Origin of the sequence: Tundrisphaera macrotermitis, assembly GCF_051175315.1 — a bacterium.
Lineage (GTDB): Bacteria > Planctomycetota > Planctomycetia > Isosphaerales > Isosphaeraceae > Tundrisphaera.
In genome coordinates this window covers 203,608-217,821 of record NZ_CP195100.1, presented here as the reverse complement: position 1 = coordinate 217,821, position 14,214 = coordinate 203,608, and the positions used below count along the sequence as shown (strand labels likewise).

Below are 14,214 nucleotides of genomic sequence, written 5' to 3'. Positions count from 1 at the left end.
GCGACGTGCTGATGACGACGCCGGCCCTCCGCGCCCTCAAGGAGTCGCGGCCCGGCCGCCGGCTCACCCTGCTCACGTCCCCGTCGGGCGCGGCCGTGGCCGCGATGGTCCCGGAGGTCGACGACTGCTGGACCTATCAGGCCCCGTGGATGAAGGCCACGGCCGGACGGTCCGATCCCGCCGCCGACCTCGCGATGATCGCCCGGCTCCGCGACGGGGGCTTCGACGCCGCGGTGATCTTCACGGTCTACAGCCAGAACCCGCTCCCGGCGGCGATGGCCTGCTACCTGGCCGGGATCCCGCTCCGCCTGGCCCACTGCCGCGAGAACGCGTATCAGCTTTTGACCGACCGGATCGCCGAGCCCGAGCCGGCCGAGTTCACCCGCCACGAGGCCCGGCGGCAGCTCGACCTCGTGGCCGCCGTGGGGGCGAGGGCGGCCGACGAACGGCTCTCGCTCCGCGTGCCCGACGAGGCCCGATCCCGGGTCGCCGCGCTCATCGATCGGCTCGGCCTCGACGACGGCCGCCCCTGGGCGGTCGTCCATCCCGGCGCCACGGCGTCGTCCCGCCGCTATGCCCCGGAGGGGTTCGCCGCGGCGGCCGGGGCGCTGGCGCGGGACCACGGGTTCCGGATCGTCTTCACCGGCGATCGGGCCGAAATCCCCCTGGTGGCCTGGATCCGCGAGGGGATGGGCGCCCCGTCGCACTCGCTGGCGGGCAAGTTGCGCCTGGCCGAACTGGCGGCCCTGATCGAGCGGGCCCCGGTGCTGATCTCCAACAACACCGGGCCGGCCCACGTCGCGGCGGCGGTGGGCACGCCGGTGGTCGACCTCTACGCTCTGACCAACCCGCAGCACACCCCCTGGGCCGTGCCCAGCCGGGTCCTCAACCACCCGGTCCCCTGCGCCCCCTGCTACAAGAGCGTCTGCCCCGAAGGGCACCACGACTGCCTGCGCCGGGTGGACCCGGCCGAGGTCGTCCGGGCGGCCCTGGAACTGGTCGCCGAGGGGCGGCCGTCCCGCCTCGCATCCTCCCCGGCCGCGATGCCGTCCCGCTGACTTCCCCAGGAGAGATCGATGGATACCCTCGGCATCAACGCCGCCTACCACGACCCGGCCGCCTGCCTCGTCCGCGACGGCCGGCTCGTCGCCGCGGCCGAGGAGGAGCGGTTCACCCACATCAAGCACGGCAAGCGCCCCGTGCCGTTCTCGACCTGGGAACTCCCCTTCCACGCCATCGACTACTGCCTGAAGGAGGCGGGGATCGCCCTCGCCGACGTCGACCACGTCGCCTACTCGTATGATCCCACCCTGCTCCTCGGCCGGCACCGAGACGCCGCCACGATCCCGCTGCCGCTGGAGCCGGGCCGGCAGGGGGATAGCGGCGAGTGGGAATCCCCCTGGGATCCGCTGTTCCTGGCCTCGATCGTCAACGCCCCCGGCCAGTTGCTCGACGGGGCCCCGCATCACCTCCAGGGGCGGTTCCGGGGGGCGAAGGCGGGGCATCATTACCGCTGGCACTTCGTGCCGCACCACCTGGCGCACGCCGCCAGCGCCTTCCTCCCGTCCCCGTTCGACCACGCCGCCGTGATGACCCTGGACGGCCGGGGGGAGCGGGCGACGACCGGCTATGCGGTGGGCCGGGGGACGGACCTGGAATGGCTCGGCCAGGTCCACATGCCGCACTCGCTGGGGCTGCTTTATGAGGAGGTGACCGAGTACCTCGGCTTCCTCCGCTCGTCGGACGAATACAAGGTGATGGCCCTGGCCTCCTACGGCAAGCCGCGCCACGTCGACGCCTTCCGCGACCTGATCCGGCTCGGCGAGGCCGGGCAATACACGATCGGCGAGACTCGGTTCGAGGATCGTTTCGGCCCGGCCCGGCTCCGGGGCGGGCCGTTGGACCAGCGGCACTTCGACATCGCCCACTCGCTCCAGGTGGTCCTGGAAGACACGGTGATCGAGCTGGCGCGCTGGCTCCGCGGGGCGTCGGGCTCGGACGACCTGTGCCTGGCCGGCGGCGTGGCCCTGAACTGCGTGATGAACGCCCGGATCCGGGACCGCGGCCCGTTCCGGCGGATCTGGGTCCAGCCCGCCGCCGGCGACGCCGGCACCGCGCCCGGCGCCGCGCTCTGGGTCGACGCCCGCGAGCGGGGCGCGGACCGGGCCGACTACGTCATGGAGCACGCCTTCCTGGGCCCGAGCTTCGAGGACGACGAGATCGAGGGCTTCCTCCGCTGGTCGAAGCTGCCGTATCGCCGGCTGGGGAACGTGGCCGAGGAGGTCGCGGACATCCTGGCCCAAAACCGCGTGATCGGCTGGTTCCAGGGCCGGATGGAGTTCGGCCCCCGGGCGCTCGGCGCCCGGTCGATCCTGGCCTCGCCGATCCACCCGGGGATGCAGGCCAAGCTCAACGAGATCAAGGATCGCGAGGACTTCCGACCCGTGGCGCCGGTCGTGCTGGAGGAGGACGCCGCCGACTGGTTCGTGGGGGCCGGGGTCTCCCCGTTCATGCTGTTCGTCCACGACGTCCGGCCCGAGAAGGCCGAGCGGATCCCGGCCGTCCGCCACGTCGACGGCACGGCGCGGATCCAGACGATCCGCCGCGACCAGAACCCGGCCTACTACGACCTGATCCGCGCCTTCCGCGACCGGACCGGCGTGCCGGTGCTGGTCAACACGTCGTTCAACACCCGGGGCGAGCCGGTGGTCTGCACGCCCCGGGACGCGGTCGAGTCGTTCTGGACCTCGCCCCTGGACGCGCTGGTGATCGGGTCGTTCCTCCTGGAAAAGCCGGGGGCCTGAGCCATGCCCAGGATCTCCGTGGTCGTGCCCACCTGCCGCCGCCCCGACCTCATGGCGCGTTGCCTCGATGCGCTCGCCGCCCAGTCCCTCGACCGGTCGGACTTCGAGGTCATCGTGGTCGACGACGCGGGCGAGGAGCCGACGCGCCGGCTGGTCGAAGGGCAGGGGGCCCTCTACCTGGCGACGCCCGGCGGCCCGCTCGGGCCGGCGTCGGCGCGGAACCTGGGGTGGCGGCATGCCTCCGCCCCGATGATCGCCTTCACCGACGACGACTGCCTGCCCGACCCCGCCTGGCTGGCCGAGGGGCTAGCCGCGCTGGGGCACGATGAGGTCGCGGCGACCGGCCGGGTGGTCGTGCCGATCCCGGAGGCCCCGACCGACTACGAGCGCGACGCCGCCGGCCTCGCCGGGGCCGAGTTCGTCACCGCCAACCTGTTCTGCCGCCGGGGGGCGTTGGAGGCCGTGGGCGGGTTCGACGAGCGGTTCGCGGTCGCCTGGCGCGAGGACAGCGACCTCCACTTCGCCCTGATCGGGCGGGGCGGGCGGATCGCCCGGGCGCCGCTCGCCGTGGTCGTCCACCCGGTCCGGCCGGCCCGCTGGGGCGTCAGCCTGGGCCAGCAGCGCAAGAGCCTGTTCGATGCCCTCCTGTTCCGCAAGCACCCCGCGCTGTATCGCCTCAAGATCCGGCCGGGCCCGCCCTGGGACTACTATGCCACGGTCGCCTCGGCGGGGCTGGCCCTGCTGGGGCTGGCACTCGGCTCGCGGGCGCTCGCCCTGGCGGCGGCCGGCCTGTGGGCCGGGCTCACCGCGCGGTTCTGCCTGGCCCGGTTGAGGTGGACGACGCGGAGGCCGGGGCACGTCGCGGAGATGGTGGCGACCTCGGCGGCAATCCCGTTCCTGTCGGTGTTCTGGCGGCTGTACGGAGCCTGGAAGTTCCGGGCGCGTTTCTTCTGATCCAAGGATGTCCCCGAGAGGCCGACGAACCCGATGAAATCCCCGACCTTCCTCCAGGTCGAGCCCGTGGGCCAGTGCAACCTGCGCTGCCAGATGTGCCCGATCCTGTACCGCGAGGACGGCCCGCCCCACGGGCCGCCCGCGTTCATGGACTTCGACGCCTTCGCCCGCCTGCTCGACCAGTTCCCCGACTTGGCCGACCTGCAATTGCAGGGGCTGGGCGAGCCGATGATGCACCCAAGGTTCTTCGACATGGTCGAGCTGGCCGTCGCCCGGGGGGTGAAGGTCAGCACGAACACGAACCTGACCCTCCTGAACGCGAGTCGGGCCGAGCGGTGCGTCTCCAGCGGGCTGGCCGAGCTGCACGCCTCGATCGACGGGGCCACGGCCGAGACCTACGAGCGGATCCGGGCACGGGCCCACTTCGACCGGGTGGTCGCCAACCTGGACCGGCTGGTCGAGACCCGGGACCGGCTGGGCTCGGCCACCCCCCGGATCCGGATGGTGGTGGTGGCCATGCGGCAGAACCTCCACGAGTTCCCCGACCTCGTCCGGCTGGCCCACCGGCTCCGGATCGACTCGATCTTCGTCCAGCACCTCTGCCACGACTTCGGCGAGGGGAGCCTGCCCGAGAAATACCGCCCGATGCGCGAGTTCGTCTCGGGCCAGACGCTGGCCGACGAGGACCACGAGCGGATCCGCCGCTACTTCGGCGAGGCCCGCGCCGTGGCCGACGACCTCGGCGTGAAGCTCCGCCTGCCCCTGACCCGGCCCCGGCCCCATCCCCCCGGCACCCCCGGGCCTGAGCGGTGCGACTGGCCCTGGAAGGGGCCCTACATCAGCTACGACGGCCTGGCCATGCCCTGCTGCATGGTCGCCACGCCCGACCGGATCAACTTCGGCAGCATGATCGAACGGGGGGCCGGGCCGATCTGGGAGGGCGAGGGCTATCGCGCCTTCCGCGACGCCCTGTCGTCGGAAACGCCGCCGGACGTCTGCCGGTCGTGCGCCATCTACTCGGGCACCTTCTGAATCGACCCCGGGAGGATGAACCTTTTGCGAACCGACCCCCTGTTCCCCGGCTTCTTCATCGGCGGATTCGAGTGCTCGACCCACCGGCTCGCCTGCGGCCGTCGCCTGGACATGGTCGCCGCGACCGGGCACGACCGGCTCGTCGAGGCCGATTACCGGCGGCTGCTCGCGCACGGGATCCGCACCGCCCGCGAGGGGATCCGCTGGCACCTGATCGAGCCGACGCCCGGCCGGTTCGACTTCCGCTCCGCCCTGATGATCCTCCGCGCCGCCCGGGAGGCGGGGATCCAGGTGATCTGGGACCTGCTCCACTACGGATGGCCCGACGACCTCGACATCTGGGGCCCGGAGTTCGTCGATCGCTTCGCCCGGCTGGCCCGCGGGTTCGCCGGGGTCCTGGCCGACGAGTGGCCCGGCGTGGCCTGGTTCGCGCCGGTCAACGAGGTCTCGTACCTGTCCTGGATGGGGGGGCAGGTGGCCCGGATCAACCCGTTCGCCCGCGGACGGGGGGACGAGCTGAAGGACCGGCTCGTCCGCGCGACCATCGCGGCCACCCGCGAGATCCGGGAGGTGCTCCCCTCGGCCCGGTTCGCGCAGGTCGAGCCGATCTTCCACGTGATCCCCCACCCCGACAGGCCCGAGGAGGCGGGCGCCGCCGAATCGTACCGCCTGGCCCAGTACGAGGTCTGGGACAAGCTGTCCGGCCGCCTGAGCCCCGAACTGGGCGGCAGTCCCGAATATCTCGATGTAATTGGGGTGAATTACTACCCCTGGAACCAGTGGATCTTCGAGGGGGAGGAGGCCGAGGGGACGGGGATCGGGCCCGACCACCCGGGGTATCGCCCGTTCCGGGAGATGCTCCTGGAGCACTTCGGGCGCTACGGCCGGCCCCTGTTCGTCGCCGAGACCGGGACCGAGGGGGACGCGCGGGCCGGCTGGCTCGCCCACGTCGGCGAGGAGGTCCGCACCGCGATCCGGGACGGGGCCGACATCCACGGGCTTTGCCTGTACCCGATCGTGAGCTTCCCGGGGTGGGACAACGGACGCGACTGCCGGAACGGCCTCTGGGAGCAGCCCGACGAGCACGGCCATCGCCCGATCCACGAACCCCTCGCCACCGAGCTGGTCCGGCAGATGCGCCTGCTCCGCCCCCATGCGCCCCACGCCCAGGGGGCGGCCACGGGCGCGTAGCGGGCCCCGGACGCCGATCCGGCGCCGCCTCGAAAGCCGATCTCACCCCCCGCCGCCGCCGGTCAGCGGGCCCGGCCGATCGCCATCGGGATGTCGCAGTGGCCCTCCGGGGCGGGTCCCCAGGCCACGCGTGAGGGGGTCGGCGGGGCCGGGATCGGGGCCGGGGGCGCCTGGAAAAACGAAGCCAATTGGCCGGTCGGCTCCGACGCCTCCTCGACCGCCCTCGCCACGGCCGCCGCGATCGCCGCCTCCTCGACGGCGGCCGTGTCGGCCTCGGCCCGCATCCGCCGCACCTCCTTGAGGGCCTGGTGGAAGCCGCGTTCCGAGGCGGCCTCGTACTTCCGCGCCAGGATCGCACCCTTCGAGTCGTCGAACAACGCCCGGTTGGCCGCGTCGGCCCGCAGCGCCCGGGCATTGCCGGCGTAGCGGTCCGACGACGCCATGAAGGCATCGGTCGCCTCGCGGACCCGGCCTGACAGCGCGGCGGTCTCCTGCACCACGGCCCTCTCCATGCGGACGGCGTGCACCGCCATCCGCCGCACGAGGACGGCGCCGGCCTCGCCCGCCGGCTTCAGCTCGGCGCGGAACGCCTCGGTCAAGCGATCGACCTCGGCGGCGTCTTCCCTGGGCAGGACGATCCCGGAGCCGGTCATCCCGTGCTTGAGCGAGTTCGCCCGCGAGCGGGATTTGCCGTCCTCGCTGGTCGGCCCCGTGCTCTTCAGGCTGTTCCGCCGGTTGGCCTCGATCTGGGCGGGGGAGGCGGGCATCGCGGTCGTCCTCGTCCGGGGGTGGTGGCGCGTGGGCGGTCCGGGGACGGAGGTCGCCGGCCTTCGGGATCCGCATGAAAATGTACCATACGCCATCCCTCGCTTGCCCACATAATCCCTAAACCGGGACATTAATCCCGGATACTGGCCAACCCTCTCCGATGCTCAAGCCATCTCCGTCCCGCGAGACTTGCTGTCGCCGATGGCCCCCCGAATTCGAAAGACAGAGGTGGATGCCGGGACGTTTCGAGGCCGTCCGCCTCGCGCGAGATCGGCCCGGGGATCCAGGGCTACGCATGCATCGCCGCTCCTTCGGCCCGGCGGCCAGCGACTTCGCGTGGGCCGTGGGCATCGAGAACACGTTCGTCCCGCAAGTCCGCCCGGGGCACCGCAGCCTCGACGAGTACGAGTTGACGGGCCATTACGAGCACTGGCGCGAGGACCTGGACCGCGCCGCCGGCCTCGGGATCGGCACGATCCGGTATGGGATCCCCTGGTATCGCGTCAACCCGGCCCCCGGCGTGTTCGACTGGTCGTGGACCGACCCGGTCCTGGAGCACATGGCGGCGACCCGGGGGCTGTCGCCGATCATCGACCTGATGCACTACGGGACGCCCTCGTGGCTGGCCGGCCACTTCGCCGACGCCTCGTATCCCGGCCGGGTGGCCGAGTATGCCCACGCGTTCGCCTCGCGGTATCGGTCGCTGGTCCACCGCTACACGCCTTTGAACGAGCCGGGGGTGACGGCCGCCTACTGCGGCCGGCTCGGGCGGTGGCCGCCGTACCTCCGGGGGGATGCCGGGTACGTCCGGGTCCTGCTCGCACTGATCCGGGGGATCACGACGACGGCCCAGGCCCTCCGCGCGGCCGACCCCGGCGCCGTGCTGGTCCACGTCGAGGACGCGGGGATCGAGTTCGCCGCCTCGCCCGACCTCCTCGAACTGGCGGCGGAGGCCCAGGCCCGGCGATGGCTCCCGCTCGACCTGGCCTGCGGGCGCGTGGGCCCGGCGCACCCGCTTCACGGCTGGCTCGTCGCCCACGGGGCGACCGAATCCGGCCTGCGCGAGCTGGCATCGAGCGTCCCCGACTGGGACGTGCTCGGGGTGAATTTTTATCCGTGGTCGAACCGCCGGTTAGCCCGCGACCGCCGGGGCGTGGTGCGGATGGGCCGCGACCCCGGGCGCTCCGGGACCGCGCTCGGGCCGCTCCTGCGGATGGCCCACGACCGCTACGGGCTCCCCCTGATGGTGACCGAGACGAGTTCGGCCGGGGACCATCGCCGGCGGGCCCGCTGGATGGACGACACCATCTCGGCCGTCCGCCAGTGCCGGGCCGGGGGGATCCCGGTGCTCGGCTACACCTGGTTCCCGCTGTTCAGCATGGTCGACTGGAAATACCGGCGGTCCCGCAAGCGGGCCGAGGACCACCTGCTGCACCTGGGACTGTGGGATCTGGCGCCCCGCCAGGGCCGGCTGGATCGCGATCCGACCCCGCTCGTCGAGCGATTCCGCCGCCACGTCGATGATCCCGCCGGCTCGGTCGGCGAGGTCCACGCCCCATCGCGGCCGACGCTCCCCGCGGCCTGATCCCGGGCGCCCCCGGCGAATCCGGCCCTTCCTGGCCGCGTTTTCGCCGGAGAATCTCGGCATATCTTTTGCTAAGCAGGGTCGGCCCCCTCACCCGGGACGATCGGCCGATCGCGTCGTCGATTCCCTCGCCGATCGACGGGCCGGCATCGGCAGGATCCCCGCCTTTTCGCCCGGGCGAGGGAAGAACAGGCCGGGCCCGACCACGCCCGCACCGCCGCCCCACTGGACTCCGTCATCACGAGAAAGAGCAAGGCCGTGCCCGAAACCGACCCGCGCAATGCCACCGGCCCCGTCATCCTGTGCCACAGCCACCTGAGGTGGGACTGGGTGTACCAACGCCCGCAGCATGTCCTCTCGCGGCTGGCGCGGACCTGGCCGGTCATCGTCGAGGAGGAGCCCCTGTTCGACGAGCGGCCTCCGGGGTTGGACATCCTTTCGGTGGCCGATGGCGTGACGGTGATCCGGCCGCATTGCCCGCCCGGGTCGGGGGTGGACCTCGGGCGGCTCGTCGAGGAGTACGCCGCGGCGGTCCGGGCCGGCCGGCCGATGATCCGGTGGTTCTATTCGCCGATGTTCGCGACCTACGGCGACCGCCTCGGCCCGGATCAGGTGGTGGTCTTCGACTGCATGGACGAGCTGGCGAGCTTCGCCGGGGCCCCGGCCGGGCTCCGCGAGGCCGAATCCCGCCTCCTGGCGCGGGCGGACGTGGTGTTCACCGGGGGCCGGTCGATCCACGAGGCGAAGCAGGGCCGGAACCCGAACGTCCAGTGCTTCCCCTCGGCGGTCGACCCCGACCACTTCGCCCGGGCCCTGGACCCCGACCTGGCGATCCCCGGCGACATCGCCGGCCTGCCCGGGCCGGTCTTCGGCTATTGCGGCGTCGTCGACGAGCGGCTGGACTACGGCCTGATCGCGCGGCTGGCCGACGCGCCGGGCGTGGGGTCGGTCGTCCTGGTCGGCCCGACGATCAAGGTGGACCCCGCCTCGCTCCCGCGCCGGCCGAATCTCCACTTCCTCGGGCAGCGGCCCTACGAGGCGTTGCCCTCGTACCTCAAGGGGTTCGACGCCTGCATCATGCCCTGGGCGTTGAACGAGGCGACCCGGAGCATCAGCCCGACCAAGACGCTCGAATACATGGCCGCCGGCAGGCCGATCCTCTCGACCCCGGTGCGCGACGTGGTCCGCGACCACGGCGACCTCGTCCACGTGGCCGGCGACGCCGACGGCTTCGCGAGGCTGGCCGTCGAGGTCGCGGGCCGGCCCGATCCCGCGCGGGCCGAGGCCGGGCGCCGGAGGGCGGCCGAGCGGGGCTGGGAGGCGACCGCCGCCGCCATGGGCCGGCTGGTCGCCGATCGGCTCGCCCCCGCCGCCGGGGAGGGGGCGGTTTCGACCCGCCCGAAGGCCCGCACGTCCCGGGGCGACGACGCCCGGAGCCTGATCGCGGGCCGGGCGCGGCCGGCCTGAGCGCCGCATCCCGGGCCGGGCGATTCCGGGCCGCCTCAGGGCGATCCCGCGGGATCGCCCGGGGCGGGCGGATCGGTGGGCTCGACATCCAGGCGGATGAAGAGGCCCCGCCGCAGGAGGAACCGGCCCGGGATCGGCACGCCCCCGATCGCCAGCTCCCAGGTGGCCTCGACCGTCCCGATGTCGACGTCGTCGATCCAGGGCCCCAGCGGCTCCCGCTCGGACGCCGCCCCGACCGGCCGCGTCGAGGCCGGGGAGGGCGTGACCTCGATCGGCCCGCGCAGGGTGCCGGGCTCGACCCGATCGGCGGTGGAAGCGTGGCTGTAATACATCAAGGGACGCCTGCGCCCAGCCGTGAGATCGGACTTCCCCCCGATCGAATCGCCCCGGATGGCCGCCCGGCGATGGGGCCTCGCCGATCGCGCGCGGGGCATAACCAGAGTCTATGTCGCGTGCAGGCGGCGGGTGACGGGAAAAACCCCTAGTCCTCCCTGGGGGATTCCCCGACAGGCATGCCCCGGTGTAAGCTTATCATTCAACCGTGTCAACTCGTCATTTCGATGAAAATTGCCCAGGAATCCGATGACAATGACTCGGACCTCCGCGGCCACGCCGCAACCCGATCGGCCCGAGGGGATGGGCGATGGCGGGGCGGATCGGGCATCTCGGCCGGGGGATGGCGGCCGACGCGACGCCCCCCGCGGCCCGATCCGATGCCCGGCCTGCCGCCTGCGCCTCGCGCTCCACCAACCGGACCCGAACTGGCCCACCCGACTGCTGGGGACCTGTGCCGGCTGCCGGACCTGGGTCATCATCGACCACCTGCCGGGCCAGGGGCGGGTGCTCAACTCCGTCCCGCCCCCCGGCGAGGGCGACGGCCCCCGCAACGGGCCGGCGCCGGGCCGATCCGACGGGTCGCGCCCCTCCTGAGCCCGCGGGCGGGCGAGCGGGGGCGGGCCGCCCCGGATCTAATCCGACGCGACCAGCCCGGCCCGGATCGCCAGCTTCACCAGCCCGGGGACGTCGCGGATGCCCAGCCGCCCCATCAATTGCTCCCGGTGCGACTCCACGGTCTTGGCGCTGATGCCCATGCGCCGGGCGATCGCCTTGGTGGTCGCCCCCTCGGCGATCATCCGGAGCACCTCCACCTGCCTGGGTGTCAGGCCGGCCGTCGGGTCGCAATCCCCCGCGGCCCGCCTCCGGTAGTCGGAGACGAGGTGGGTCGAGGCGGCCGGGCTCAGGTAGGTCTCCCCCCGGGCCACCGCGGCCAGGGCCGCCGCCAGCTCCTCCTCGCTCGAATCCTTGATGAGATAGCCGGCCGCCCCGGCGAGCACCGCCCGTCGGACGTATTCCTCCTCCCGGTGCATGGAGAGGATCAGGACCCGGACCTCGGGCCGCTCCCGCGCGAGCCGGGCCACCACCTCCAGGCCGCCCAGCCGGGGCATGGAGATGTCGGTCAGCATCACGTCGGGGCGCAGTTCCAGGGCGAAGGCGAGGGCTTCGAGCCCGTCGCCGGCCTCGGCCACGACCTCCACCCCGGGGAGATCCTCCAGCAGGGCGCGCAGGCCGGCCCTGAGGAGCCGGTGATCGTCGGCGATGATGATGCGGATCGGGCCCATGATTTCAGTCCTCCAGGTCGCCCGCGACCCGGCCTCCCCCCATCGGGAGGTGGGCCCGGACCACGGTCCCGCGGCCCGCCTCGGATCGGATCTCGACGCGGCCGCCGACCAGGGCGGCCCGCTCGCTCATGCTCAGCACGCCCAGGCTGAACCCGCCCGCGGCCCGCGCCGTCATCGCCTCGACGTCGAAGCCGGCCCCGTCGTCGCCGACCTCCAGGCCGAGGCCGGCGGGGGTGGCCGTCAGCTCCACGCGGACGCGGCGGGCCCCGGCGTGCCGGACCACGTTGGTCAGGGCCTCCTGGGCGATCCGGTAGCAGGCCGTCTCGACGTCCGGCTCGGTCGGCGGGCGGCCGCCCTGCGCGGCGAACTGCACCGGGATGCCCGTGCGCCGCCCGAAGCCGGCGACCAGGGAGCGGAGGGCCTCGACCAGGCCGATGTCGTCGAGGATCGGCGGCCGGAGGTCCAGCGAGATGTCCCGGACCTGCCCGATCGTCCGCTCGACCAGGGCGACGGCCTCGGCCAGCCGGCGGGGGTTGGCCGAGGGGTCGGTGGCCTTCTGCATGCCCCGCAGGTTCAGCTTGATGGCCGTGAGCGCCGAGCCGATCTCGTCGTGCAGCTCGCGGGCGATCCGCCCCCGCTCCTCCTCCTGCGCCCGCGCCAGGCGGAGCGTCAGGTCGCGCAGGCGATTCTCGGCCTCCCTCCGGTCGGTCACGTCGCGGACCGTCCCCACGATCGAGGTCGGCCTCCCGCCGGCGTCCCTCACCAGGGCCCGGCTGTCGCTCATCCATCGCCATCCCTTGCCCGGGACCCGGACCCGGTATTCGAGCACCGGCTCGATCTCCTCCTCGGGATCGGACCGGAGGAGGCGGTCCAGGTGCCCCTGGAGCCGCGCATGATCGGCCGGGTGGAGCGAGGACGCCGTCCGGCTCATCCCGCCGGCGGCGAGTTCCTCGGGCGTGTAGCCCAGGACGTTGAGCGAGGACGGGCTCGCATAGTCGTAGGTGCCGGTGTCGAGGTTGAGCTGGTAGATCACGTCGCGCGAATTCTCCATGACCAGCCGGAACCGGCGCTCGCTGCCCTGGCGCGCGATCTCGGATTGGTAGCGATCCGTGATGTCGGTGTGATAGACCGACAGCCCGCCTTCGATCGGATAGGCGTGCACGTCGAACCGCCGGCCCAGCGGGGCGTAGTCGATCTCGAAGGACACCGGCACCCCCTCGGCCACCGCCCGGAGGTAGTTGGCATGCAACTCGGTGCCGACGGCCTCGGGGAACTCCTCCCAGGCGACCCGGCCGAGCAGCTCGCCCCGGGGCCGGCCCAGCATCGCCTCGGCCTGGGCGTTGATGTAGACGAACCGCCAGCTCGCGTCCATGGCGATGAAGCCGTCGGCGATGCTCTCCAGGATCGTGACCATCCGCCGCTCCGACTCGCGCAGGGCCAGCTCGGCCCGGTATCGCTCGGTCGCGTCGGTGAAGTAGACCGACAGCCCGCCCTCCAGCGGGTAGGCGTGCACGCTGAACCGCCGGCCCAGCGGGGCATAATCGACCTCGAAGGCCACCGGCACCCCCTCGGCCACCGCCCGGCGGTAGTGCAGGTCGTAGACGGACCCGACCCCTGCGGGGAACTCCTCCCAGGCGACCCGGCCGAGCAGCTCGCCCCGGGGCCGGCCCAGCATCGCCTCGGCCTGGGCGTTGATGTAGACGAACCGCCAGCCCGAGTCCATGGCGATGAAGCCGTCGGCGATGCTCTCCAGGATCGTGACCACCCGCCGCTCCGACTCGCGCAGGGCCAGCTCGGCCCGGTATCGCTCGGTCGCGTCGGTGAAGTAGACCGATAGCCCGCCCTCCAGCGGGTAGGCGTGCACGCTGAACCGCCGGCCCAGCGGGGGATAGTCCACCTCGAAGGCCACCGGCACCCCCTCGGCCACCGCCCGGCGGTAGATGGTGAAGACCTCGGTGTCGACGGCCTCGGGGAACTCCCGCCAGACAACCCGGCCGAGCAGCTCATCCCGGGGCCGGCCCAGCATCGCCTCGGCCTGGGCGTTGACGTAGACGAACCGCCACCCCGAGTCCAGGGCATAGAAGCCGTCGGCGATGCTCTCCAGGATCGTGCCCACCCGACGCTCCGACTCGCGCAGGGCCAGCTCGGCCCGGCCGCCGCCGGCTTCGAAGGCGACGCCGCAGGTCGCGAAGGCCGCCCCGTCGGCATCCCGGAGCGGGCACGTCCGGACGGTCGGCGCGGGCGGGCCGACGGCCCAGGGCGACATCTCCTCGTGGTCGATGGCCTGCCCGGCTTCCAGCGCCTCGCGGTCGTCGGCCCGGCGGCGGGCGGCGACATCCGGGGGGAAGAGGTCGTCATCGGTCCGGCCGAGGATCCCGCCGGGATCGAGCCCATGCGCGTCGGCGAAGCGGCGGTTGATCCAGAGGTAGCGGCCGTCGAGGTCCTTCATCGAGATCGCCGCGGGGATGCATTCGATCAGGGCCCGGAGCCGATCCCGCTCCTCGCGCAGGGTCGCGATGATCGCCTCCGCCTCGGAGGCCCGATCCGGCCGGGATTCCATCCTGATTCCTCCTCCCAGGGCATTGCGCCATGGTCACGACCGACCCATCCTAACACCCCGATTGGTGGGGATCACCCATTCATGGATCGGTATCGACTGGAATTTTCCCGGCCCGATCGCGCCCCGAGGCCGTTCCCACTGCTGTCGGCACACCCATCCGATCGCGGAGGCGTCCGGGGGGGCCATCATCGATCGGACCCGCCGCGCGGAAGGAGGGCGGCGCGGGTATCATGG

12 protein-coding genes are annotated in these 14,214 nt (G+C 72.8%); 8 read left to right on the top strand and 4 right to left on the bottom strand.

Features of this window, described 5'->3' with window-relative positions:
- Positions 1–11 precede the first annotated feature (11 nt).
- From TA3x_RS00910 to TA3x_RS00890, 5 genes are read left to right on the top strand one after another with little or no spacing between them, the layout of a single operon-like run.
- Positions 12–1,058 carry a glycosyltransferase family 9 protein gene (locus TA3x_RS00910; protein WP_435022471.1) on the top strand — a complete coding sequence of 349 codons (1,047 nt, stop codon included), beginning with the start codon at positions 12–14 and terminating at the stop codon, positions 1,056–1,058.
- 18 nt (positions 1,059–1,076) lie between these two features.
- On the top strand, positions 1,077–2,804 hold the full coding sequence (locus TA3x_RS00905; RefSeq protein ID WP_435018229.1) for a carbamoyltransferase family protein: 1,728 nt from the start codon (positions 1,077–1,079) through the stop codon (positions 2,802–2,804).
- A 3-nt stretch (positions 2,805–2,807) separates the two neighbouring features.
- Positions 2,808–3,758: a glycosyltransferase family 2 protein gene (locus TA3x_RS00900; RefSeq protein WP_435018228.1), complete on the top strand. Its 951-nt coding sequence runs from the start codon at positions 2,808–2,810 to the stop codon at positions 3,756–3,758.
- Positions 3,759–3,791: 33 nt separating this feature from the next.
- Entirely contained in the window at positions 3,792–4,790 is a 999-nt protein-coding gene (locus TA3x_RS00895; RefSeq protein ID WP_435018227.1) for a radical SAM protein, read from the top strand.
- A 24-nt stretch (positions 4,791–4,814) separates the two neighbouring features.
- Positions 4,815–5,981, top strand: coding sequence for a beta-glucosidase (locus TA3x_RS00890; protein WP_435022469.1), 1,167 nt, complete (start codon positions 4,815–4,817; stop codon positions 5,979–5,981).
- A 62-nt stretch (positions 5,982–6,043) separates the two neighbouring features.
- Here the strand turns inward: TA3x_RS00890 and TA3x_RS00885 are convergent, their stop codons facing one another.
- Positions 6,044–6,748 carry a hypothetical protein gene (locus TA3x_RS00885; protein WP_435018226.1) on the bottom strand — a complete coding sequence of 235 codons (705 nt, stop codon included), beginning with the start codon at positions 6,746–6,748 and terminating at the stop codon, positions 6,044–6,046.
- A 296-nt stretch (positions 6,749–7,044) separates the two neighbouring features.
- Here TA3x_RS00885 and TA3x_RS00880 point away from each other — a divergent pair, with 296 nt between their 5' ends.
- Positions 7,045–8,334, top strand: coding sequence for a family 1 glycosylhydrolase (locus TA3x_RS00880; RefSeq protein WP_435018225.1), 1,290 nt, complete (start codon positions 7,045–7,047; stop codon positions 8,332–8,334).
- A 258-nt stretch (positions 8,335–8,592) separates the two neighbouring features.
- Positions 8,593–9,801 carry a glycosyltransferase gene (locus tag TA3x_RS00875; protein ID WP_435018224.1) on the top strand — a complete coding sequence of 403 codons (1,209 nt, stop codon included), beginning with the start codon at positions 8,593–8,595 and terminating at the stop codon, positions 9,799–9,801.
- Between the two features lie 35 nt (positions 9,802–9,836).
- Here the strand turns inward: TA3x_RS00875 and TA3x_RS00870 are convergent, their stop codons facing one another.
- Entirely contained in the window at positions 9,837–10,133 is a 297-nt protein-coding gene (locus TA3x_RS00870; protein ID WP_435018223.1) for a hypothetical protein, read from the bottom strand.
- A gap of 256 nt (positions 10,134–10,389) precedes the next feature.
- Between TA3x_RS00870 and TA3x_RS00865 the strand changes: the two genes are divergently transcribed.
- Positions 10,390–10,731: a hypothetical protein gene (locus TA3x_RS00865; RefSeq protein ID WP_435018222.1), complete on the top strand. Its 342-nt coding sequence runs from the start codon at positions 10,390–10,392 to the stop codon at positions 10,729–10,731.
- Between the two features lie 38 nt (positions 10,732–10,769).
- Here the strand turns inward: TA3x_RS00865 and TA3x_RS00860 are convergent, their stop codons facing one another.
- Both TA3x_RS00860 and TA3x_RS00855 read right to left on the bottom strand, forming a co-directional pair.
- Positions 10,770–11,420: a response regulator gene (locus tag TA3x_RS00860; protein ID WP_435018221.1), complete on the bottom strand. Its 651-nt coding sequence runs from the start codon at positions 11,418–11,420 to the stop codon at positions 10,770–10,772.
- A gap of 4 nt (positions 11,421–11,424) precedes the next feature.
- Positions 11,425–13,980, bottom strand: a complete 2,556-nt coding sequence (locus TA3x_RS00855) for a PAS domain-containing protein (protein WP_435018220.1) — start codon at positions 13,978–13,980, stop codon at positions 11,425–11,427.
- Positions 13,981–14,214 lie beyond the last annotated feature (234 nt).